Source organism: Mucilaginibacter sp. JRF (genome assembly GCF_015223065.1).
In the GTDB taxonomy this organism is placed as follows: domain Bacteria; phylum Bacteroidota; class Bacteroidia; order Sphingobacteriales; family Sphingobacteriaceae; genus Mucilaginibacter.
In genome coordinates, this window is sequence record NZ_JADFBY010000001.1 from 1,022,330 (window position 1) to 1,045,806 (window position 23,477).

Consider the following 23,477-nt stretch of genomic DNA (forward strand, 5'->3'; position numbering starts at 1 on the left):
ACCAATAAAGAAGAGAGAGATAGCTTAATATAACCATTATGAGAAAAGTTATATACGTTTTGACCATACTTTGTTTTGCAGGGGTCATCATTGCATCGTGTAGTAAAAACAAGCTCGATAACGTTGATCCGCTTAGCAATGAGCAACGCAGCGTATCAGGCGAAGGGATAATTGCCGAGGGGGTAGTAGCTGATAACGAATCAGTAAGAGTGCCATTTAAAATTACACTTAACGCCCCGGCAAAAAAAGCGTTTCAGGTTGGTATAACCTTAAATAACGATACTGTTGTAGGCTTGATAAGTAATGGTACACTTACAAATACCATTGTTATGCCGGCCGGTGCTGTTGATTACCCAAGTGTGATCAACGTACCATACGGAGCAACAAGCGCGGTAGGCGAGGCTGTTGTAAGGTTGAATGTGCTTGAGAAAAATTACGGCAAGGATATCGCATTCGCCTTTAAACTTAGTGAACCAGGTAAAGGCAATCAAATAAGTGCCCAAAATTCAAACATCCTGGTAATTATGGATAGCGATGCCCTTATCAAAGAGAGCGATATTCATTACATATCCATACAAAATGGTGGTGGTATACTTGATGTTGATTTTCAAAAAAATTACAGTAAAACAATATGGCAAGGAGGTATTACTATACCTATAGCTATTAATCTGGCAGGTAAACCAGCCGGTGCATTCAATGTGAAAATAGAACTTGATACAGATTCATTACAAACATTAATTGATAATCACGTTCTGCCGGCTAATACTATCGCGCTTAAACCCGAAGAATTTACACTTGATACTAATATACGTGTAGTATCAGGTGCAAGTGGCGCAGTAGCTCGCTTAGCAATAGGATGGCCTGTATTTGATGCTAATATTGCGGCCAATAAGCGTTTTGGTTTCGTGCTCAAAATTACTGATCCAACAAAACACGTTCTCGATCCGGTAAAACACAACGTTATTGTTTTAGTACAACCAGAGGTTAACCTTGATAATAACTCATACATCACGGGCAATGGTACAGGATTGAAAGCTGAATACTTTTCTGACTACCAGTTCCTTGATCAGGATGGACGAAAGCCAACATTGGTACGTATCGAAGAAAATATTAACTGGACAGGTGATGGCCCATGGCAGGATGCTACTCCGGGTATAAGTCGTGATAATTTTTCAACCCGTTGGACAGGTGAATTCCTTGCACCGGTACGTGGCGAATACAAATTTTATCAAACAGAGTGGGATGACGGATCTCGCTTATATGTAGATGGAAAAGCGCTTATCAATGATTTTACCGATAGGTGGGATATTCCTGAACGCGTAGGTATAATTAACTTAGAAAGAGGTATACGCTATAAAATTGAAGTTCATCACCGTGAGAATGTAGGTGGCCAACGTGCTATACTGGCTTATGAAGTAAAAGATGTATTTAGTAAACGTGTGGTACCGATGAGCCAGTTATATCCGGCACCATTAAATTAATCTATCAGATAAAAAATATGAAAAAGTTATTTAGCATTTCGTCAGCCATTGTACTGATAGCTATGCTGTCTGTAGGCTGTAAAAAAGAGAAAAATGTCGCTGTAGATGTGGTTGAGGAGGCGAAGCCAACAGCAGGGTTTACTGTTGAGGTACCTGATACGTTAGATTATAAAGCCTTTAAATTCACCAGCACATCAACTAACTTTAAAGAGATATTATGGCAGTTTGGAGACGATAGTACATCAACGGAAGAAGCTCCATCTCACAGATATGTATTTGATGGTGACTACCACGTAGTATTAACCACGCGTAATTCTCAAGGTTATTCAGCAAGCCGTGAAATTGTCTTGAAGGTAGCCGACCCTAATTTTGACCCGACCAAGGTGGGTGAAAACTACTTTTTAACGATTGGTGGGGTATTAACCGTATCGCGCGATAATGGTGCCGGACCTAACGGTGGTGAGGGTTCAAAGAAAGTGGTTGATGGCGATGTGAATTCCAAATTCCTTCAATCGGGTTTCGCAGGCGATTTAGTGATGAGGTTTGAGCTTGATACTCCTGCTGTCGCCGGTGCTTATACCATGACATCAGCAAATGACTCACCAGACCGTGATCCAAAAACATGGATACTGGCAGGTTCAGAAGATGGTATTAAATGGATTAACCTGGATAGCCGGTCGGGTATAAATTTTACGGCTCGTTTCCAACGTAAATTATATCACTTTAATAATAATGTGGCTTACAAACATTACAGGGTTAGCATCAAGGCTAACAATGGTAGCCGCGATTTCCAGATGGCTGAATGGACAGTAAATAAGAAACAACCAGATTAAGTTACTCTATACTTAAATCCATCACAAAAAAGCCGCTTAGTATTAAATTAAGCGGCTTTTGAATTTTTAAGCTCTCAAGTAAACGTTATTTGTTGTTTGCTATTTGCTCAGCAAGTTCATCAACCCATCCCGAAAAATAAGGCTCGCTGCCCGCCACGCGTTCCCAATGGCCACGCTCGTTACGGGCAATAATAATTTCTAAGGTGCCATCAATTGATCTGAAGATAAATCCTTCACCAACCTCCTGATTTACTGAGGTAACAATGCCGTCAATTAGCCCGTCCGAGCCGGTTAAAATGGCTTCAAATTCTTCGTTCATGGTAGTAATGTTTAAAGTATTGTTATGATAGCAATACTGTTGAATAATATTTGTTGTTGCATTTATTTAACAATACAATTCGTAATTGTTAAATGTGTAATGCTTTTTATTAAAACCATTAAATAAAAAGCATTGTTTGTATATAATACATCTATTTGAATTATGAGGAAAAAGACCAATTATTTTCAGGTTGCCCAAAATGTGTGGGGGATGAAGGTAACCTTTGTTAATGTTTATATGATAGCCAACAGGCGCGGGGCAGGTAAGGGTTGGGTATTGGTTGATGCTGGCTTACGTGGCACAGCCAAACGCATTATTGCCATGGCCGAAAGTATTTTTGGCCCCGGTACCAAACCCGCTGCTATAGTACTTACACATGGCCATTTTGACCACGTGGGGGCTTTAGAAGAATTGCTGAAATACTGGAATGTGCCGGTATACGCTCACCCGATGGAGTTACCATACCTGACGGGAAAATCCTCTTATCCGCCTGCCGATCCGGGAGTAGGTGGGGGATTAATGAGTTTAATGTCGTGGTCGTACCCTAACAAACCGATAAACCTGGGTAATAAAGTTATACCGATAGATAAATATGAAGGTATACCTGAATTGCCCGAATGGAAAGTGATACACACGCCCGGCCATACTCCGGGGCACATCTCATTATTTTTACCGCTGAACACCACGCTTATTGCCGGTGACGCTTTTACCACTACGCATACCGAATCAATGGTGAACGCGCTCAACTTTAATAAACATCTATCAGGCCCACCAAAATATATGACCACCGATTGGCATGCCGCCGAGCGTTCAGTACGTAAATTGGCTGCTTTGCAACCTCGTATAGCAGCAACCGGGCATGGTTTTGTGATGCGGGGTAAGGAATTGCAAACCGCATTGAGCTATCTGGCTAATAACTTCAGAGAATTGGCAGTACCAAAGCATGGCCGCTATATTAAACGTGCTGCCATGGCCGATGAAACCGGTGTAAAGTATGTACCATCGTACACAGAAACCGTCAACCTAAAATTAAAAACAGCAGCTTTTGCACTTGGCGCAGCAGCCGTTGCATTTATTATAACCAAGGCGGTAGGTAAAAGATAGTATATTTACCGGGTGGAAAATATTGTACCCGATAAACAAGTGCTGATTGATGCAGTGACCATGAAAATGCCGTTCGGTAAATATAAAGGAACTTTGTTGTGTGATCTACCGGTTTATTATCTCGAATGGTTGCACAATAAAGGCTTTCCGCCGGGTAAATTGGGGATGGTGCTATCAACGATATTCGAGATAAAGACCAACGGAGTTACGCCTATATTAATGCAAATAAAAGCGCATGTAGAGCAACAAAAAAAGCGATAGGTACATAACCTATCGCTTTTTTGTTGGCTAATGTTTTAGTGATCACTCACCACGTTTTAAGCCGTATTTTTCAATCTTGCTGTATAAGTGACTTCGCTGAATATCAATATCATCAGCTGTTTTTGATACATTCCAGTTGTTTTTTTCCAGTTTGAATTTTATGAATTCGCGCTCGGCAAAATCCTTGTATTCCTGGAAGTTTTTGAACTGATTAAAATCTGTTTGCGGTGCAGCAGGCTGTGCGCCGTTAACAGGGGCAGCCGGTGCTGATGGGTTAGCGAATGAGCGTACATCATTCTCGGTAATCATTTTATCACTCATGATAATCAATCGCTCAACCATATTGCGCAGCTCGCGTATGTTACCTGTCCACGGCAGGGATTTCAGTGCTTCCAGAGCGCCGTCAGATATACGTTTGGTAGGCATGCCGTACTCACCACATATCTCATCTAAAAAGCTTTGGGTAAGCAGTGGTATATCGTCCTTACGTTCGGCTAATGGTGGTACGTGTATCAAAATAACGCTCAGGCGGTGGTACAAGTCCATACGGAAGTTGCCGTCCTCAATTTCCTTTAACAGATCTTTATTGGTCGCCGCGATAACGCGCACATCAACATCAATTTCTTTTTCGCCGCCTACACGGGTTATTTTACTCTCTTGCAAGGCGCGTAATACTTTGGCTTGTGCCGAGTGGCTCATGTCGCCAATCTCATCCAAAAACAAAGTACCGCCACTGGCTGATTCAAACTTACCTATACGTTGTTTTATAGCTGAGGTAAACGAGCCCTTTTCGTGGCCGAAAAGTTCGCTCTCGATTAATTCAGATGGTATAGCAGCACAGTTTACTTCAATTAAAGGAGCATTGGTACGATTTGATTTTTCGTGTAACCAGCGTGCAACCAATTCCTTACCGCTACCATTGGCACCGGTAACAAGCACACGGGCATCAGTAGGGCCTACGCGTTCAATGGTTTCCTTTATCTTGCTGATGCCCTGCGAATCGCCAAGTATAGGACGAACCTTTGATACCTTGCGTTTTAACGATTTGGTTTCAACCACCAAACTACCACGATCGAGCGCGTTACGAACAGTGATCAGTAAACGGTTAAGATCGGGTGGTTTTGATATGAAATCGAAAGCGCCTTTTTTACTGGCTTCAACAGCGGTTTCAACAGTGCCATGGCCTGATATCATGATGAATGGCAGATCGGGCTTAATTATCAAACCTTCCTGCAATACTTCCATGCCATCCATGCGGTTCATTTTAATATCACACAGTACAAGGTCGTAATCATTATTCTGGATCATCTCCAGCCCATCAATGCCATTGTCTACATCCTCAACCTGATAATCTTCATATTCCAGAATTTCGCGCAAGGTGCTGCGGATCGCCCGCTCATCGTCAATAATTAAAATTTTAGCCATTTGTATAAAAGTTCAAAAACTTACTCGGTATTTTAAGGTGTGGATTCAAAAAGAATTTGTATGCTAATATATGTATACAAAAATAAACACTTTTAGTTTTTTGAAAATAAAAAACCCCGCTGTGTAAAACACAACAGGGTCATTATCAGCAGCAAAATTATAAGCCGGGTTCTGTTCCATAATTGCTTATGGCTTCTATCATTTATCTGGGCCTGCCATTGCTAACAGGCTCGTAAGCAACCTACCCATCCTGATGCCCGATAGTAAAACCGGCACGGAAGCGAGCAACTTCACTGATCAGGACCTATTTGGTCTTTCAACTCCTGAGGTTTACCGCGATCCCGGTCGCCCGGAAAAGCCGTGAGCTCTTACCTCACGTTTTCACCCTTACCCTTGCGGGCGGTATATTCTCTGTGGCACTTGCTGTCGCCGGCTGCCGGCGCCTTCCCGTTAGGAAGCAGGATGCTCTGCGTTGCCCGGACTTTCCTCCCCGCCTAAACGGAGCGATAGAACGTTTTGCAGGCGTAAAGATAGGGTTTTTAGTTTAGTTCATGGATCATAGTTGATAGTTCATAGGGAATTGATGGGAGCTAAAACATGTTTCTATTAACCATGAACCATCAACTATGATCTGAAATACTACTTACATTCCTTCAAATCCTTCTCAACCTGTTCAACACTGATCAAGCCGGTTTTGTTACCGAATGAGTTACCCAGGTAGGTGGCAACCTTAGCAATTTCAATAGGAGAGAGGCCGGATGGGGGCATCTTGTTATCGTACATCTTTCCGTGTACACTGATAAAACCGCTCATGCCATTTTGCATAATACAGGCCAGCTTAGTGCGGTTTTTGCTGATGTACGCGGTATCTGTAAGCGGGGGTATCAATGCCGAAAGCCCTTCGCCTTTGCTACCATGACAATTTTGGCAACTTTGCTGATAAAGCAACTTGCCTCCGGTGTAATAACGGGTGTATTCAATCTGTTGTTCATTTTGGCAGGACGCCGCTATGATGATCACAGCCAACAAAGTTGTAAATATTACCCACGCTTTTTTCATTTACCTTGCTGTTCAGGTTCGGCACGTAGGGTTTGTATATCTTCTATCAGTTTGGCCACTTCCTTTTCGTCAGTACCGATGTATGATCCACGGATGCGTTTTTGCTTATCAATCAAAATGAAGTAACCATCATGAATGAACTTCTCCTTAACATCTTCGCGAGGTGTAGTAACCAGGTAGCTTTTGGCTAAGCCATAGGTTTCGTCTTTTTTACCCTGAACCAACCACCAACTGTTGCCTGTGATGTTAAGCGCATCTGCATACTTTTTCAGTACAGGCACACTATCATATTTAGGATCAATGGTAAATGATAATATGCTTACATCACCCACATCCTTAAATTTATTGTACACGCTAAGCATATTACGATGCATAACCGGGCAAATTGATGGACAGGTGGTAAAGAAAAAATCAGCCACGTAAATTTTACCTTCCAAGCTTTTATCGGTAATGCTATCACGATATTGATTTACAAAGCTGAATGATGGAATGGTATGATAGACCGTATCTGTTTGTTGCTGGCCGTTAACCGTTTTTGTAACGGCTTCGCGCTCGCCGAAAATAGGCAGTTTCTTATTTTCTGAACTGTTGAATTTACAAGAGCTCAGCGCGACTACAATCGCTAAAGGAATAAAAAAATACTTGATCATTATTTATGACTTGATAAAAACTGCCACGATGCTTTGATGGCTTTTTTAGTTACTGAATCAACCTCGGATATCTTTACTTTTTGCCCGGCCAGGTATCTCATTGTTTCATCGTGAGGCTTAGCAGAATAATCAGGCTCAAATTTGTGCATCCAATCGGCCATGGCTTCATCGGCACCGGCGAGATTCTTACTTAACAATATTGCAGAATCCTTAATAGCAGGTATGTTAACCACTTTTACAAAGCTATCCAGCTTGGTTTTGTTCTCGAGTATCATACCCTCGTAATTCATTACCTCGTTATGGATCTCTATCACCTCATCAAACAACTTTTTTTCCTGCGCTTTATCATCTTCCTGATTACCGCAACCGGCAGCCAAAATTACAAGCAAAGGCAAAAAACAGATTTTCTTCATAACAAAATTCTCAGGCAAATATAGGCAAGTTATTCTCTGATGAAAGCAATGTAATCGGTATGGGGTAATTGTACATTATTCATATTTTTTAATAGCTGACCTATTTGCGCGCGGTGGTGCGTACCGTGATTAACCACATGGGTTATTATATTGATCAGACTATCAGCATAAGGTACACCTTGTGTTGTTTTGTAGTTGATGATCTCGGTCCATTGATCATCCTTCAGGTTTGATAAGAACACCGTCCAGTCGTCATGGTTCTGATTTAGAACAGGGCTGAATGTTACCGGTTTCCAGGCTGGCCATATCTGCACATCAGGCGGATTTTCAAGCCCTTTGCAGCGGTTTAACCAGGTATGTTGAGTTACCAATAAGTGAGCCATTATTTTTACAGCCTGTGTTGAAGCATTAGGCTGCATCAGCATAGTATTAAATAGGGTATTACAGTTATAATCGTAATCAAATAAGGTTATAAAATACTTCTTTAAATTCAGCATAGGGCAAATGTAATCAGGTAAGGATGTTTGAACTGCCTTAATATTGTCAGTATTTTGCTTATTAACAATCTGATAACAGGAATTGTACAGTAATTTGACAAAAGCCCCGTAGCTTTATATAACTAAATGCAACTACTATGAAAGCATTAAAATTCATAACCTACCTGTTCGGCCACTTGCGCGAATGGATGGTTTTAAAAAGTATGCGCTCATCGTTTATTCATTAATGTGTTACAAATTGCTTTGTAAATACAATTTAAATACACATTTTGAGCTGCTTTATAGCTCAAATTAATGGATACGTCTACCCAAAATATAAAACTGCTCAGGCAATCATTTGGTGATGATTTTGCTTGGGGGGTATCTACTGCGGCTTTTCAAACCGAGGGCTCATGCTCTGATGATGGAAAGGGTGAATCAATATGGGATAATTTTACCGCCAAGAAAGGTAAAATACTCAATGGTGATCACGCGCAAACAGCCTGCGATTTCTATAACACTTACCAGCAGGATATTGATTTGATCAAGCAACTCAACATCCCAAACTTTCGTTTTTCCGTAGCCTGGACACGTATTTTGCCTAACGGAACCGGCGAGATTAATCAACAAGGCATAGATCATTACAATCGTGTAATTGATTATTGTCTGCAGGTGGGTATTGAGCCTTGGATAACTCTATATCATTGGGATTTGCCGCAGGTGCTTGAAGATAAAGGCGGCTGGACAAATCGCGATGTAGTTGATTGGTTTACCGAATTGGTTACCATTTGTGCAAATGCATTTGGCGATAGGGTAAAAAACTGGATGGTGATGAACGAGCCTGCTGTTTTTACCGGAGCCGGATATTTTTTAGGCATACATGCCCCTGGTCGAACAGGTTTAGGTAGCTTTTTACCGGCAATACACCATGCAGTGCTGAGCATTGTTGCCGGCGCTAAAATACTGCGTGAGTTATGCCCGCTGGCAAATATCGGCACTACATTTTCCTGCTCACACATTGAGCCGTACTCCACACATCCACGAAACATTAACGCGGCAAAGCGTGCCGACGCGCTTATTAACCGTTTATTTATTGAGCCCATACTTGGGTTGGGTTACCCGATGGATGATTTGCCGGTGTTAAAAAAACTGCACAAATACTTTTATCCTGGTGATGAGGATAGACTAAGTTTTGATTTTGACTTTATCGGTATACAAAACTATACCCGCGAAATTGTAAAATATTCATTCTTTACGCCATACATAGGCGCTAAATTAGTAAAAGCCGAAAACAGGGGAGTGCAATTAACTGATATGCGATGGGAGGTATATCCACCTGCCATATACGAGGTGATCAAAAAGTTTGATGCTTATAAAGGCGTCAAAAAACTGATCATCACCGAAAATGGCGCTGCCTTTCCGGATACGGTTAAGGATAATGAGGTACACGATCCTAAACGAATTGAGTACTTACAAACCCATCTTCAGCAAGTGTTAAAAGCTAAAAACGAAGGCTGCAATGTTGATGGCTACTTTATATGGACTCTTACCGATAACTTTGAATGGGCCGAAGGCTACCACCCACGTTTCGGGTTGATCTATATTGATTTTACTACACAACAACGCATTGTAAAAGGCTCAGGCAAATGGTATGCTGACTTTTTAGGAGCATAACCTAACCGATCACTTTTTGGGTATACGTACAAAAAATATAGTACCTGACTGGTCGGCTACATCTTCAAACCATATATTACCATGATGCTTTTCAACTATTTGCAGGCAGATAGATAATCCCAGTCCGGATGAACTTTCACCCGCTGTACCATCTCGTTTAGCGTGTGTGAACGGGTCGAAAATATGCGCGCGTATCTTATCAGGTATACCAATACCTTCATCCTTAACACTTACCAAAACATAATCGGTTAAGTTACTTACCGCAACATGTACATTTTTACCATCCTCAGTAAATTTGATGGCGTTGCCAATAATATTGCTGAATACGCGTGTTAGCTGCGCTTTATTTACAACAGCTTCGGCAGCAGCATGGCTGGAGTCGAATGATAGTTGTTGATTTTTTTCGAGCGCTTTATATGTTAACGGATCAAGCGCTTCAGATACTATCTCATTAATATCGCAAAGCTTCATACTGTTGGCTTGCGATTCAATATTGGCTGAATAGATCACGTCCTCGGTAAACTCAAGCGAGCTGCATGATATTTTGCGTATATGGTTAATGTATTCCTTTATCTCCTCGGTAAGCTCGCCTCTGCGTAGTACAAGCTCAGTTAATGATATAATTGCCGCAAGCGGATTTTTTAGATCATGAGCGATAGAATACAGCGTTTTGCTGCGATCTTTGCTTTCGGGCTGCAAGTTTAAAATTGTTGCAGTCTTACTTTCCTTTTTGGGAGTGCCGGGCTCTTTCATGCCATTGTGCCTAATATGCTTAAAGCCGCCCTCTGCGCCGCTAAGTACCGAAAATGAATTAACGAAATTAGCTTCCATAAGCTATTGGTTTCAAATTTTGTTTTAACACATAGGGATATATACTTGCGTATACGTTAAACCATGCGTTAAGGTTTAACACAACATTAATAAAACGTATACTTTGTTGATAAATTTTAAGCCGCAGCCGGAGTGGTAAGCAATTTCACATAAAATGTGGTGCCTTTTTCGCTGTCGCTTTCAAACCAAATACGGCCGTTATGCTTCTCTACTATCTGTTTACAGATAGATAAACCAAGGCCGAACGATTTTTCGCCACCGGTGCCGGGGCGTTTGGCATCAGTGAACATGTTGAATATCTGATTTTTAAGATCGTCAGGTATGCCTATACCACGGTCATTAACCGATATATTTATACCATCGGCATCCTCGGTAACATATACATTTATGGTTTCACCAAACTGACTGAATTTGATGGCGTTGCTTATCAAATTGCTTATCACTCGCCATATTTTTTCACGGCTAATGCACAGTTCTGTATTATGGTCGAGCAGGTGTAATTCTATATTTTGCTTCTTTTCTGCCGCTTTAAAGCGTAAAAGCTCAACACTATTGCTTACAAGCGAGTTTATTTCAACCTGCTCCATTTTCAGCGGCTTGCTGCTGTTGTTGGCTATCTCCATTATCTCGTTGATCAATTCAAGCGAGTTATACGAGGTTTCCTTAATTAATTTAATAAGCTCCTGCTGATCGGTAGTGAGGTGCCCCTCATCTATCATTATTGTGGTTAATGAAGCAATTCCGCCCAGCGGATTGCGAAGATCGTGCGCTACGGTACGCAATATCCTGTCCTTTTCGCGACTGTTGATATTGAGTTCGGTAAGTGCTTTGGCCAGTATGTTGTTTTGCTCGTTGATCTGCTCATTCAGCTGGTTAACCACCATATATTCATGGCGAGAGCGTTTCCAGTTACGATAGATCAGGAATACGACCAATAATAACAAAGCGCCGGTTATTATAGCGGCAATTAAATATATACGCTGCGATTTGTTGTTATTGCTTAATGAGGTGATCTTGCGCTGATTTTCATAATTGATAACCTGCTTAGTAACATCACTGGCGATTAGGTCGCTTAGTTTTTTATTGATCGAATCCTTTTTAGCATCATAAATCTCCAGGTATTTGTAAGCTACATCAAACTTTTGCTGCCTTAAATAATACTTGGCCATCAACTGGTTCCAGTCGGCAATGGCTTCTTCATTCTTTAAGGTATCAAATTGTGATTTTATTATATCCAGTATCGCTTTGAGCGAATCAATCTCATTACGTTGAAAATATAACTTGGCGAGTTTTATCTCCGTAAGCTGAGCATCATTACTATCGTTTCCTTTACGTAGGTTGATCGCTATGCTCTTTTTTAGTAGCTCCGCGGCTTCGGCAAGTTTGCCCTGGCGTTGGTATACCTCGGCCATGTTGCCATAAATAACACCACGAGCCACATCAAAATGATCGCCAACTACTTTAGGCCGGTATACAGGCTGCCCATCATTACCACGGTAATACGGCTCATTATCATTAATGTACTTCAGTGCTTTGTTGAAATACTTTAAGGCTGCGTTATTTTGCCCTAATTTTTTGTAGCAAAGGCCAATATTATCAAGTATCTCCTGGCGGCGATAAAACAGGTTAAATTCACCATTCTCGTAGCTTTGGTTATAACTGTCCTGAAAATACTTTTCGGATAAACGGTAATTGCCCTGCCTGAACATGATGAGGCCCATACGGTAAGTAAATTCGCTTAGCGTAATACGGTTAAGTGAATTTTGTCCTGAAAGATAAGCTTCATAATACTGATGATACGCTTCGGCATAACGTTTCAGGTCAAATAATGCATCTCCCTTTGAAAAACTTGCTTCAGCAAGATTTTCCGCATAAAATTTATCGCGCTTATCACGGGTAGCATATTGCACCATTGAATCAGCATACGGCAGACTTTTTTCAACCTCGCCCTGGCCACGACGTAATACCATATAATGTAAGCCATATTTCCTTACATTATCGCCAATGGTGGGCGATTGCACGGTTAGAAATCCAGAATCAATATATCGTAAGCCTTCGGTGTTTTTACCGTCCTGTAATAATTTGGTGCCTTGATCTAAAACTTTTTGAAATTCGGGAGAGAATCTTTGGTTGCTTGTTTTGGGTTTTGGCTTGCACGATGTTATTGCGAAAAATAACGCACAAAAACATAACTGCAAGTAAACGCAGTTTGCCTTAGGGTTTAAATTTTTTAAACAGATAGCCAAGGAGATACAACCAATAGTTTGTAACAAATATATGTATTTTATAATTATTACTAATAGTTGTATTTAAAAAAAGTAACTAATATTTAAAATATTTCGAGGGCGTTATTGTACGTAAAAACTTGATACAAGGTTGTGGTAGCCCACGATTTTAATTATTGTAGAATAGTGTACTTAACAATTTTTAATTTTGCCCGATGCTTACAGTAAGTTTAAACGGTGTTGAATTTTTTGCCTACCATGGCTTTTATCAGGAAGAACAATTAATAGGGGGGCGGTTTATCGTCGATCTTTCCGTTGCGTTTAAACCTGTCGACGAATTATCTGCTGATGATATAACTCATACTGTTAACTACGAAACCCTTCATTCCATTTGCCGCAGCGAAATGAGCGAAACTCGTAAGCTAATAGAAACCGTAGCACAAGCTATTATCAACCAGGTTACTACTCAATACCCATTTGTTGAACAGGTTGATGTATTACTTAAAAAGATGCATCCACCGCTTAGTGGCCCGGTTAACCACTCGGCTGTGCGAATAACTTATAACAAAGGCGATAATTAATTAGTGTTTAATATTAACGGAGGTTCGTCATACTCTATCATACGCTGGCGTGCGCTTAGTGGTATAGCTACTGATCTGTTTGAAGTATAGTCATAACTGATACATACTGTTTTGCCGGTTGTGCATATTTCTTCGCCGTGGGGTGTATGCTTCACCAATACATGCATCATATCAAAACTGCTGTTGCCTATGCGGGTAGTACGTACGTAGCACGATATCTTATCATTCAACGTAAGCGGTTTCAAATAATTGATCTCTGATCGGCCCAAAATCACCCCGGCCATTTTTTGATCCCATCCAATAGCTTCACTCCAATAGCTTGAACGTGCTATCTCAAAGTAGGTAAGATACACGGCGTTATTTACATGCCCGTACGCATCAAGATCCGAAAAGCGGATTGGGATGTCTGTTTTAAAGCGATAGTATGATAGATTTTCAGTCATTATTGTCAAAAAGTCAGATAGATATTGGTATTAACCGACAAAATGTCGGCTGTGTATGCCGAAAACTGAGTTGGTATAACAGTTGAACATACAGCAACGAAGTTAATATAAAAAAATAAAAACACTTAGGAGGATATAAAAATGACTTTAGTAAAATTTGGCAATCACAAAACACGTCCGGTAAGCCCATTCTTTAGCGATGTATTCGATTCATTTTTGAATGATGCTTTTGTAAGCGATCGTTTATCATCACGCGTTCCGGCGGTTAATATTGCCGAAACCGAAAATGAATTTCACATTGAATTAGCTGTACCTGGTTTAAAGAAAGAAGATTTTAAGATCAATCTGGATAAGAACGTACTGAGTATTGCTGCTGAGAAAAAAGCGGAAAATGTTGACGAAGGTAAAAAATACAGCAAACGCGAATACAGCTACAACTCATTTGTACGCTCATTTACCTTGCCTGAAACTGCCGATCAATCACGCATTGAAGCTGATTATACCGATGGCATCCTGAAACTTAATGTGGCTAAAAAAGAAGAAGCCAAAGTACAGGCCAGAGAGATCGCTGTAAAATAATAAGTTTTGTTTTTCATAATAGAGTTGGTTTGATGTGGGGGCCACCTGAGAGGGTGGCCTCTTTTTTTGTGTCTGTCGTCATGATAGTATCATTATCTGTAGATGCTCAGAAAAAAATCCATAGAATTTGTAGATATTCTATTTAAATCAATATAACTTAGCATCAATAAACCCAAAATACATTTATCATGAGCTTACGATTAGGAGACAAAGCGCCAAACTTTAAAGCGCAAACATCAGAAGGTGAAATAGATTTTTATGAATATTTAGGCGATAGCTGGGGAGTGCTATTTTCACACCCGGCGGACTATACACCGGTTTGTACAACCGAGCTTGGCCGTACCGCATCGCTAAAACAGGAGTTTGACAAACGCGATGTTAAGGTTATCGCCTTGAGTGTTGATGGTGTTGAATCGCACAAGGGCTGGATTAACGACATAAACGAAACACAAAATGTGGAAGTAAATTTCCCGATAATCGCGGACGAAAATCGTGAAATTGCTGAATCGTATGATATGATCCATCCTAACGCATCATTAACCGCGACAGTGCGTTCGCTGTTCATTATAGCGCCCGATAAAAGTATTAAACTGATCATTACTTACCCTGCATCTACCGGCAGAAACTTTCAGGAAATATTACGCGTGATAGATTCATTGCAACTTACCGCTAACTACAGTGTAGCCACCCCGGCCGACTGGAAAGAAGGGGAGGATGTTGTAGTTGTGCCCGCTATTAAAACTGAGGATATACCTGCGAAATTCCCGAAAGGTTACACAGAAGTAAAGCCATATTTACGTTTAACTCCACAGCCGAATAAATAATTTTATTTGGATTAATAATTTTTTATATTTGATAGATAGATTTGTCTATTCCGCTCTGATTATCAATCCGTTTTATATTCAGTTTGGTTTTAGTAAAAATTCTTGTCACTATAACTTAATACGATATTTTATATGAAAACTGGAAAAGTAAAATGGTTTAATACACAAAAAGGATACGGTTTTATTATTACCGAAGAAGGTAAAGATCTTTTTGTACACTTTAAAGATGTTCAGGGCGGCGTAAACGCTATTAAAGATAATGATTCTGTAGAATATGATGTGGAGGATGGCAAGAAAGGCCCGCAGGCCGTCAAAGTAAAAAAAGTATAAGATATTTCTTTTCATATTTAGTAAACCTCTGTGCTATATGTACAGAGGTTTTTTTATGGAAAAATTTTAAGTTTACCGCTCAAACACACCAACTCGAATTTTAATGGCTGATGAACTTTCGCGCAAGCAATCGCGCAACGTTGTATTCCTGGTACTGGTGGCCGCGCTGGGCTACTTTGTTGATCTGTACGATCTGATCATATTTTCAATTGTACGCATACAAAGCTTAAAGGATATTGGCGTACCCGAAGCGGATATACAGCACGAAGGGGTATTCATCATCAATATGCAAATGCTCGGTTTACTGCTTGGCGGTATTGTTTGGGGCATAGTTGGCGATAAGTTTGGCCGTATAAAGGTTCTGTTCGGGTCGATACTGTTGTACTCGCTGGCCAATATTGCCAATGGCTTTGTGCACGATGTAAATACGTATGCCATCATCCGCTTTATTGCGGGCATTGGCCTGGCCGGTGAGCTTGGGGCAGGCATTACCCTGGTAACCGAAACATTAAGTAAGGAAAAACGCGGCTATGGCACAACCATAGTGGCCGCCATAGGCTTATTTGGCGCGGTTGTGGCCTCATTGGTAGGCAAGGAGGATTGGCGCACGGCATACTTTACAGGTGGCGGACTTGGCTTCGTACTCTTGCTGTTGCGCATGGGTACATTTGAATCGGGCATGTACAAACGTGCAGAGCAAAGCTCGGTATCAAAAGGTAACTTAATGATGCTGTTTAATGATCGTAAGCGTTTCTTCAAATACATTTGCTGCATACTCATAGGCGCTCCGTTATGGTATATAGTAGGCGTACTCATTACTCAGGCGCCCGAGTTTGGTAAAGAGCTGGGGTCAACCGAGCCACTAAGCGCTGGTACGGGTGTAATGTTTACCTACATCGGCCTTTCTATAGGCGATATTTTTGCCGGTGTGTTGGCGCAGATTACCAAATCGCGCAAGCTAACTATGCTGATCTTCCAGATAGCATCAACCATTAGTGTGGTGGTTTACCTGAATGCCAAAGGCATAACACCCGATAAATTTATGTGGCTGAGTTTTGTTATCGGTTTTTGCATAGGTTATTGGGCTACATTTAATACCATCGCTGCCGAGCAGTTCGGTACGAACATACGCTCAACGGTGGCTACAACGGTGCCTAACTTTGTTCGTGGGGCGTTGATACCTATCAACTTCGCGTTTGATGCCCTGGTGAAAAATTATGGCCGTATAACAAGTGGTTATATTATGCTTTTTATACTGATAGGCCTGTCGCTTTTCGCGTTGAGCCAGTTGAAGGAAAGCTTTAATAAGGATCTTGATTATATGGAGAGCTAATTACACCATTAGCTCAAAATGCTTGTTCATTTAACAAAATAGTTACTTTTGCCCTCAATGATAAGCAAAGAACAAATAGCGGCAGACTACCGTATCATCCAAAATGAGATTTGCCTTGCCTTAGAGGCTGTTGATGGCCAAAGCAGATTTGAGGAGGAGCAATGGCAACGAGATGGTGGTGGTGGCGGTATTACCCGCATTATGCAAAACGGAAGCATTTTCGAAAAGGGCGGCGTGAATTTTTCGGCTGTATACGGGCAATTGCCTGATACTATGAAAAGGGCGCTTAAGGTAGAGAATGATGAGTTTTTTGCTACGGGGGTATCTATCGTTATTCATCCTAATCAACCCTGGGTGCCTATCATCCACATGAATATCAGGTATTTTGAAATGCCAACCAATGATCCGGACAAGCAACCTTTGCGCTGGTTTGGTGGCGGTATCGACCTAACACCGCATTATGTGATAGACGCCGACGCGCGATATTTTCATGCTTATCTAAAATCGGTTTGTGATTCGTGCCATCCCGAGTTTTATCATCGCTTTAAACAATGGGCCGATGATTATTTCTTCATCAAACACCGTAACGAAACCCGTGGCGTAGGCGGCATATTTTACGACAGGCTTACCGCTACTGACGAAGTAAGCTGGGAGGATATATTTGAGTTCTCTAAAAATCTTGGTCGCTCATTCATTCCTATTTATACTGAATTGGTGGAGCGTAACCGTAATACACCATTTACCGAAGAAAATCAGTTATGGCAATACCTGCGCCGCAGCCGTTATGCCGAGTTTAACCTGGTGTATGATGCCGGTACCAAATTCGGCCTCGAAACCAATGGTCGTATCGAATCAATATTAATGAGCCTGCCGCCAACCGCTAAGTGGGTTTACAACCATATCCCGGCAGCCGGCAGCAATGAGGAGCACACCTTATCGTTATTAAAAAAAGGAATAAACTGGGCCGAGTAATGATAAAGCGACTGATAGTTTGTGTGGCTATAATGGCCGTGTGCAGTTCATTTAATGATGCATCATTAAAGGGTGTGTGGCAATATTGCGGTGGTATGTTTAACGGCAAGTTATCGGCAGCGCCAACTGAGTATACCTTACAGCGTAAATACAAAAAGAAAAACTTTGTAGCTTTTGTGCACGAATCCGGAGAAAAGGCGGTTAAATATGAGGTGGGCGAATATCAACTAAAAGCCGATACTTGTTTTGAAACCCAAACGTATTGCAGCCAGCCATCGCAAACATTAAATAAAACCATAGTTTATACCTATATCATAAGTAACGATACGCTGAAATTTAAGGGTACATTACCTAATGGTGCAGCTGTTGAGGAGTATTGGAAAAAGGTAAAGTAACCCTTAACCTTATGCCTTACAGCATATTGTGCACATCGGCTGTTTTTACTAACATCCGTGCCAAAAATCATATTAATTCTTAACTTCGCAGGTCGCCGTAATTTCAATTACAAGCGGCGAATAAGAGAAGAGTTCTACATATAACATAAAATGGCTGACGAAACAGGAAACGACAATCCACAAAACGAAGACCGTATAATTTCGATTAATATTGATGAACAGATGCGATCGGCCTACATTGACTATTCAATGTCGGTTATCGTATCAAGGGCTCTGCCCGATGTGCGCGATGGTTTAAAACCCGTTCACAGGCGTGTACTTTATGGTATGCTTGATCTGGGCCTGGCCAGCAATAAGCCGTATAAAAAATCGGCACGTATTGTTGGTGAGGTATTAGGTAAGTATCACCCGCACGGCGATACATCAGTTTATGATGCCATGGTGCGTATGGCGCAGGACTGGAGCCTTCGCTACCCGTTTGTTGAAGGCCAGGGTAACTATGGCTCAATAGATGGTGACCAACCCGCGGCAATGCGTTATACTGAGGCAAGGCTGCAAAAAATTGCTGAGGAGATGCTGGCCGATATCAATAAGGATACTATTGATTACCAGTTAAACTTTGACGACTCGCTGGAGGAGCCAACCGTTCTTCCATCAAAAATACCTAACCTGCTGGTTAACGGTGCATCGGGTATCGCTGTAGGTATGGCAACCAATATGCCGCCGCATAACCTTACCGAGATTGTAAATGCCACTGTAGCACTGATTGATAACCGCCAGATAGAAGTTCCGGAGTTGATGCAATACATCAAAGGGCCTGACTTTCCAACGGGTGGTATAATTTACGGTTACGAGGGTGCCAAACAGGCCTTTGAAACAGGCCGTGGCCGTATTGTTATCCGCGCCCGTGCCGAAATTGAAACTTATAATAACGACCGTGAACGCATTATAGTTAGCGAGATACCTTACCAGGTAAACAAAGCGGTAATGATTGAACGTACCGCCGAGCTGGTTAACGAGAAAAAGCTTGAAGGCATTTCGGCTATACGTGATGAATCAAACCGCGAAGGTATACGTGTGGTTTACGAGATAAAACGTGATGCCAACGCAGCTATCGTATTAAACAATCTTTATAAATATACTTCACTGCAAACATCGTTCAGCGTAAATAACATCGCGCTGGTACAAGGCAGGCCAATGCTGCTCAACCTGAAGGACATGATCCATCACTTTGTTGAGCACAGGCACGAGGTTGTTATTCGCCGTACAAAATATGAACTTGCCGAGGCCGAAAAGCGCGCGCATATTTTAGAGGGTTTACTGATAGCGCTTGATCACCTGGATGAAGTTATCAGACTGATCCGTGCATCATCAACACCTGATGAAGCCCGTGAAGGTTTGATAGAGAAATTCGGACTGAGCGATATTCAGGCACGTGCGATATTAGACATGACCCTGCGCCGTTTAACCGGACTGGAGCGTGATAAAATTAAAGACGAGTACGCTGCATTAATGGAGCAGATAAACTACTTAAGATCGGTACTTGCTGATGAAGGCCTGCGTATGCAAATCATTAAAGACGAGTTACTTGAGGTTAAGGAGAAATTTGGTGATGAACGTAAAACCGAAATGGTACACTCATCAGCCGAAATGCAGACTGAGGACTTTATTTCTGATGATGATGTTGTAATAACCATATCTCACGAAGGATATATTAAACGTACCCCACTTACCGAGTATCGTACTCAGGGCAGGGGTGGTAAAGGCTCAATAGGCAGCAACAGCCGCGATCAGGACTTTATTGAACACCTGTTGGTGGCATCAAACCATAACTACATGTTGTTCTTTACCGAAGCCGGTCGTTGTTTCTGGCTGCGTGTATTTGAGATACCTGAAGGTACACGTACTTCAAAAGGCCGTGCGCTTCAAAACATCATCAATATTCCGAAAGAAGAAAAGATCAAGGCTTACATCAAGCTTACCAGTCTTAAAGATCAGGAATACCTCGAGAATAACTACATCATCATGTGTACCCGCAAAGGTACTATCAAGAAAACCTCTTTGGAGGCATATTCTCGTCCGCGTGCTAATGGTATCAATGCCATCAATGTTAACGAGGGAGATACATTGCTTGAAGCAAACCTGACCAGCGGAAGCAGTGAGATAGTTATGGCGCTTAAATCGGGCCGTGCTATACGCTTTAACGAGTCGACTGTTAGGCCTATGGGCCGTACGGCTACCGGTGTTCGCGGTATATCGCTTGATAATGATAATGACGAGGTTATCGGAATGATCAGTATTGATAACCCTGAAACTACTGTATTAGTGGTATCAGAAAAAGGTTATGGTAAACGTACCGATATTGACGACTACCGTGTTACCAACCGTGGTGGTAAAGGTGTAAAAACTTTAAACATTACTGAAAAAACCGGAAACCTTGTAGCCATAAAAGGTGTTACTGATGCTGAGGACCTGATGATCATTAACCGTTCGGGCGTTGTAATACGTATCGCCATTAACGAGTTGAGGGTTATGGGCCGTGCAACGCAAGGAGTGAGGCTGATCACCCTTAAAGGTAACGACGAGATAGCCTCGGTTGCGAAAGTAGAGCATGATCCGGAAGAAGAGATAGCGGAATTGGAGGGAGCGGAAAATACCGGTACTGAAGAAAATACAGAAGGTACAGAACCCAAAGCCGGAGCTGATAATGAAGCGCCGGAAACCGATAACGAATAACAATTTGAATGCATTGCCGTAAAGTAACACTAACCATTTTGATAATGTTGTTTGCCTCACCATTAGCTTTCAGCCAGTCTGAAGCGCTAAAGGTTGTGGCAAACAGCCTTGGTTTTTTCCAACAAACAAAGGATATCAACTGGCTCGGCAGAGCGAAAAAATCAATAGACAGCTTAATTACCAGCCGTAAGGATTCAAATAATATTGAGAAGATAACTTATCGCGGCCTGGTATATGCATCTATATTACAGGTTGATACCACTAATAAACTCAACCAGCCGGGTGATTTCTTTAACTCTACAGCTGAATTTGTAGATAATAAGTTAGCCAAGCACCCCAAGATCAATCGTTATCCTGACGAGCTGAAATTCATTCGCCAATGTTTGGCCAATGCAGCCATTCGTATTGGCTTTGATTACATGAACAAGTCGGATTTTACCAATGCCGAGAAGTATTTTAGCCGCGCTAATTACTACGATCCGACTTACAAACCCCTCAATGCTTACTTAGCTTACTCAAATACCAAATTAGGTAATTTACAGCAGGCTGCCAGTTTTTATAATTCGCTGATTGATGGTGATAACATTAAACCGGAGTATATACAAACCGCTGCGAATATTAATATGGCGGTTGGTGATACCGCTAAGGCGCTTGCCATTATTAAAAGAGGTAAAACAGCTTTACCCGGCGATAAATACCTGTTAATGGATGAGGCTAACATATATAACAACAAAAAGGATTATAAAGCGTTAGAACCATTATTGCCTAACCTTATTGCCGAATACAAAAGTAATCCGGATGTTATATTTGTTGCTGCTAATTGTTACGATCAATTATCAAAATACGATAAGGCCGAAGATCTTTATTTGCAAGCCATTGAATTAAATAGTGTAGCTTTTGACCCTGTATTTAACCTTGGTGTGCTATACTACAAAAAAAGCGCTATCGATAAAAAGGATGATGACGTTTTGAAGGATATATATTATGCTTCAAAGTGGCTGCAAAAGGCTGCCGAAATATTGCCAACTGATGTAAAAAGCTTGCAATTATTACAGCAGATATATCAGCGTACAGGTAATACCAGGCAATTAAACAAAGTAAATATTAAACTTAAACAGTTAACTGATAAAGTATCTTATGAAAATTAAACTTTTAACGGCTGGTTTGCTGGCCCTTGCTTCAACCACAGCCTTCGCACAAAAAGGGGAACTTAACAAAGCTAAAGAAGAGTACCAAAAATATGAAAGTACTAAAGAGGGCCTTGTTACAGTTGCTTTGAAAAGCTTGAACGATGCTAAAACAGCGATCGATAAAGCTGCCGCTCACGAAAAAACCGCTAACTTACCATTAACTTTTGCTGTTAAAGGTGTAATATATGCCGCATTAGCATCTCGCGATAGCGTTGAAACTACAGCAGCTCCGTTGCAAACTGCCGCTTCAGAGGCATTGAAAAAAGCACAAGAACTTGATACTAAAAAAGATGATAAAGAACTTACCGAGATCATCAATAATGGCAATCGCTACCTTGCTCAATACTCTTTAAATCAAGGTGTTAAACAATACCAGGGTGGTAAATACGCTTTGGCTTATACTTCTTTTGACGCTTACCGCCAAATTTTGCCTGAAGATACTAACGCGATCTATTACACAGCATTATCAGCTGCGAACGCGGGTAGGGAAGATGCTAAGTTTTTACCTATGGCGATAAGTGGTTACCAAAAATTGCTTACCACTAACTACACCAAAAAGGAAGATATTTATAACGATTTGGCAAGCACTTACTTGATGAGCAAAGATACTGCCGGTGCTTTAAAAACAGTTTCAGAAGGTGTACAAAAATTTCCGAGCAACGCCAGCTTGCGTTCTCGTGAAATTGAGATAAACCTGGTGCAAGGTAAAGAAGCTGATGCGGTCTCAAAAATTGAGGCTGCTATAGCAAACAGCCCTAAAGACAAAAACTTGTACTACTACGGTGGTATAACTTATGCTAAAGTAGCTGACTTAGCCGCTAAAGATGAAAAGAAAGCAAAAACTCCGGCTGCTAAAGCACCTTTGTCTGCTAAAAAGGAACAGTCTTTCACTAAGTCTGCTGAAATGTATAAAAAAGCGTTAGAGATCGATCCTAACTATGCTGATGCTGCATTAAACCTTGGTTTTGTGATGGTTAACCCGGCTATTGAAGCTTACAATGCTGCTAATGCGTTGCCGGTTAACAAACAAAAAGAATATGAAGCAGCTGTTGCTAAAGCGAACAAATTATTTGATGCCGCTAAGCCATATCTGGATAAAGCTGTTACATTGAATCCAAAATCGCCTGAAGCATTAAATAACCTTAAAACTTATTATTTAGGTAAAAAAGACACAGCTAACGCTAATAAGATCCAAAAACAAATTGAAGCTCTTTAATTAGACAGCGATAAGGGAAGGCCGATTTTTGTAATCGGCCTTCTTAAAATACATATTACTTAACATAATATTAATTATATGATTATATAAATTATTTTAAATTGGACTAATTACATAGATTGAGATA

The 23,477-nt window shown here is 41.2% G+C and carries 24 protein-coding genes and 1 other RNA gene; 15 read left to right on the top strand and 10 right to left on the bottom strand.

Translation table 11 applies throughout. The annotated features are described in order from the left end of the window. Nucleotides 1–38: 38 nt before the first annotated feature. Together IM792_RS04105 and IM792_RS04110 are read left to right on the top strand one after the other, a co-directional pair. Nucleotides 39–1,481: a PA14 domain-containing protein gene (locus tag IM792_RS04105; RefSeq protein ID WP_194100507.1), complete on the top strand. Its 1,443-nt coding sequence runs from the start codon at nt 39–41 to the stop codon at nt 1,479–1,481. Nucleotides 1,482–1,498: 17 nt separating this feature from the next. Further along, entirely contained in the window at nt 1,499–2,314 is an 816-nt protein-coding gene (locus IM792_RS04110) for a PKD domain-containing protein (RefSeq protein WP_194100509.1), read from the top strand. 85 nt (nt 2,315–2,399) lie between these two features. On the opposite strand, the gene IM792_RS04115 is transcribed toward IM792_RS04110, so the two are convergent. After that, a complete protein-coding gene (locus tag IM792_RS04115; protein WP_194100511.1) occupies nt 2,400–2,633 on the bottom strand; it encodes a hypothetical protein in 234 nt (77 codons plus the stop codon). A gap of 162 nt (nt 2,634–2,795) precedes the next feature. On the opposite strand from IM792_RS04115, the gene IM792_RS04120 reads away from it, so the two are divergent. Beyond that, on the top strand, nt 2,796–3,737 hold the full coding sequence (locus IM792_RS04120; RefSeq protein WP_194100512.1) for an MBL fold metallo-hydrolase: 942 nt from the start codon (nt 2,796–2,798) through the stop codon (nt 3,735–3,737). 12 nt (nt 3,738–3,749) lie between these two features. Next, nucleotides 3,750–3,998 (top strand): DUF3820 family protein, encoded by a 249-nt coding sequence (locus IM792_RS04125; protein ID WP_347343791.1) that lies wholly within the window; start codon nt 3,750–3,752, stop codon nt 3,996–3,998. Between the two features lie 42 nt (nt 3,999–4,040). Here the strand turns inward: IM792_RS04125 and IM792_RS04130 are convergent, their stop codons facing one another. The 6 genes from IM792_RS04130 to IM792_RS04155 form a co-directional block, all read right to left on the bottom strand. Further along, the gene (locus tag IM792_RS04130) at nt 4,041–5,423 is read right to left on the bottom strand and encodes a sigma-54 dependent transcriptional regulator (protein WP_194100514.1); all 1,383 of its coding nucleotides are present in this window, start codon (nt 5,421–5,423) and stop codon (nt 4,041–4,043) included. A 144-nt stretch (nt 5,424–5,567) separates the two neighbouring features. Next, nucleotides 5,568–5,946: RNase P RNA component class A (gene rnpB / locus IM792_RS04135), an RNA gene on the bottom strand. A 116-nt stretch (nt 5,947–6,062) separates the two neighbouring features. Further along, nucleotides 6,063–6,482, bottom strand: a complete 420-nt coding sequence (locus tag IM792_RS04140) for a cytochrome c (RefSeq protein ID WP_194100516.1) — start codon at nt 6,480–6,482, stop codon at nt 6,063–6,065. Beyond that, nucleotides 6,479–7,132: an SCO family protein gene (locus IM792_RS04145; protein ID WP_194100518.1), complete on the bottom strand. Its 654-nt coding sequence runs from the start codon at nt 7,130–7,132 to the stop codon at nt 6,479–6,481. Before IM792_RS04145 ends, IM792_RS04140 begins: the two co-directional genes overlap by 4 nt. Next, entirely contained in the window at nt 7,132–7,545 is a 414-nt protein-coding gene (locus IM792_RS04150; protein ID WP_194100520.1) for a hypothetical protein, read from the bottom strand. Before IM792_RS04150 ends, IM792_RS04145 begins: the two co-directional genes overlap by 1 nt. 29 nt (nt 7,546–7,574) lie before the next feature. Then, the gene (locus tag IM792_RS04155) at nt 7,575–8,042 is read right to left on the bottom strand and encodes a DinB family protein (protein WP_194100521.1); all 468 of its coding nucleotides are present in this window, start codon (nt 8,040–8,042) and stop codon (nt 7,575–7,577) included. Between the two features lie 294 nt (nt 8,043–8,336). On the opposite strand from IM792_RS04155, the gene IM792_RS04160 reads away from it, so the two are divergent. Continuing rightward, a complete protein-coding gene (locus IM792_RS04160; protein ID WP_194100522.1) occupies nt 8,337–9,695 on the top strand; it encodes a GH1 family beta-glucosidase in 1,359 nt (452 codons plus the stop codon). Nucleotides 9,696–9,704: 9 nt separating this feature from the next. Here IM792_RS04160 and IM792_RS04165 read toward each other — a convergent pair whose 3' ends face one another. Both IM792_RS04165 and IM792_RS04170 read right to left on the bottom strand, forming a co-directional pair. Beyond that, the gene (locus tag IM792_RS04165) at nt 9,705–10,526 is read right to left on the bottom strand and encodes a HAMP domain-containing sensor histidine kinase (RefSeq protein WP_194100523.1); all 822 of its coding nucleotides are present in this window, start codon (nt 10,524–10,526) and stop codon (nt 9,705–9,707) included. A 116-nt stretch (nt 10,527–10,642) separates the two neighbouring features. Then, on the bottom strand, nt 10,643–12,547 hold the full coding sequence (locus IM792_RS04170) for a tetratricopeptide repeat-containing sensor histidine kinase (protein ID WP_194100524.1): 1,905 nt from the start codon (nt 12,545–12,547) through the stop codon (nt 10,643–10,645). Nucleotides 12,548–12,966: 419 nt separating this feature from the next. Here IM792_RS04170 and folB point away from each other — a divergent pair, with 419 nt between their 5' ends. Further along, on the top strand, nt 12,967–13,332 hold the full coding sequence (gene folB, locus IM792_RS04175; RefSeq protein ID WP_194100525.1) for a dihydroneopterin aldolase: 366 nt from the start codon (nt 12,967–12,969) through the stop codon (nt 13,330–13,332). Here the strand turns inward: folB and IM792_RS04180 are convergent. After that, a complete protein-coding gene (locus IM792_RS04180; protein WP_194100526.1) occupies nt 13,329–13,775 on the bottom strand; it encodes a thioesterase family protein in 447 nt (148 codons plus the stop codon). The two genes, folB and IM792_RS04180, sit on opposite strands and share 4 nt — an antisense overlap. 141 nt (nt 13,776–13,916) lie before the next feature. Between IM792_RS04180 and IM792_RS04185 the strand changes: the two genes are divergently transcribed. The 9 genes from IM792_RS04185 to IM792_RS04225 all read left to right on the top strand — a co-directional run bounded on the left by IM792_RS04185 (nt 13,917) and on the right by IM792_RS04225 (nt 23,350). Beyond that, entirely contained in the window at nt 13,917–14,354 is a 438-nt protein-coding gene (locus tag IM792_RS04185; protein WP_194100527.1) for an Hsp20/alpha crystallin family protein, read from the top strand. A 188-nt stretch (nt 14,355–14,542) separates the two neighbouring features. After that, nucleotides 14,543–15,178, top strand: a complete 636-nt coding sequence (locus IM792_RS04190) for a peroxiredoxin (protein WP_194100528.1) — start codon at nt 14,543–14,545, stop codon at nt 15,176–15,178. 132 nt (nt 15,179–15,310) lie between these two features. Then, complete coding sequence (locus IM792_RS04195) at nt 15,311–15,508, top strand: cold-shock protein (protein ID WP_194100529.1); 198 nt, start codon at nt 15,311–15,313, stop codon at nt 15,506–15,508. Nucleotides 15,509–15,611: 103 nt separating this feature from the next. Beyond that, nucleotides 15,612–16,841 carry an MFS transporter gene (locus IM792_RS04200; RefSeq protein WP_194100530.1) on the top strand — a complete coding sequence of 410 codons (1,230 nt, stop codon included), beginning with the start codon at nt 15,612–15,614 and terminating at the stop codon, nt 16,839–16,841. A gap of 57 nt (nt 16,842–16,898) precedes the next feature. Then, nucleotides 16,899–17,813, top strand: a complete 915-nt coding sequence (gene hemF, locus IM792_RS04205; RefSeq protein WP_194100531.1) for an oxygen-dependent coproporphyrinogen oxidase — start codon at nt 16,899–16,901, stop codon at nt 17,811–17,813. Then, nucleotides 17,813–18,208 (top strand): hypothetical protein, encoded by a 396-nt coding sequence (locus tag IM792_RS04210; RefSeq protein WP_194100532.1) that lies wholly within the window; start codon nt 17,813–17,815, stop codon nt 18,206–18,208. Before hemF ends, IM792_RS04210 begins: the two co-directional genes overlap by 1 nt. Before the next feature lie 150 nt (nt 18,209–18,358). After that, on the top strand, nt 18,359–20,944 hold the full coding sequence (gyrA, locus tag IM792_RS04215; RefSeq protein ID WP_194100533.1) for a DNA gyrase subunit A: 2,586 nt from the start codon (nt 18,359–18,361) through the stop codon (nt 20,942–20,944). 44 nt (nt 20,945–20,988) lie between these two features. Beyond that, complete coding sequence (locus IM792_RS04220) at nt 20,989–22,092, top strand: tetratricopeptide repeat protein (RefSeq protein WP_194100534.1); 1,104 nt, start codon at nt 20,989–20,991, stop codon at nt 22,090–22,092. Then, entirely contained in the window at nt 22,082–23,350 is a 1,269-nt protein-coding gene (locus IM792_RS04225; RefSeq protein ID WP_194100535.1) for a tetratricopeptide repeat protein, read from the top strand. Before IM792_RS04220 ends, IM792_RS04225 begins: the two co-directional genes overlap by 11 nt. Nucleotides 23,351–23,477 lie beyond the last annotated feature (127 nt).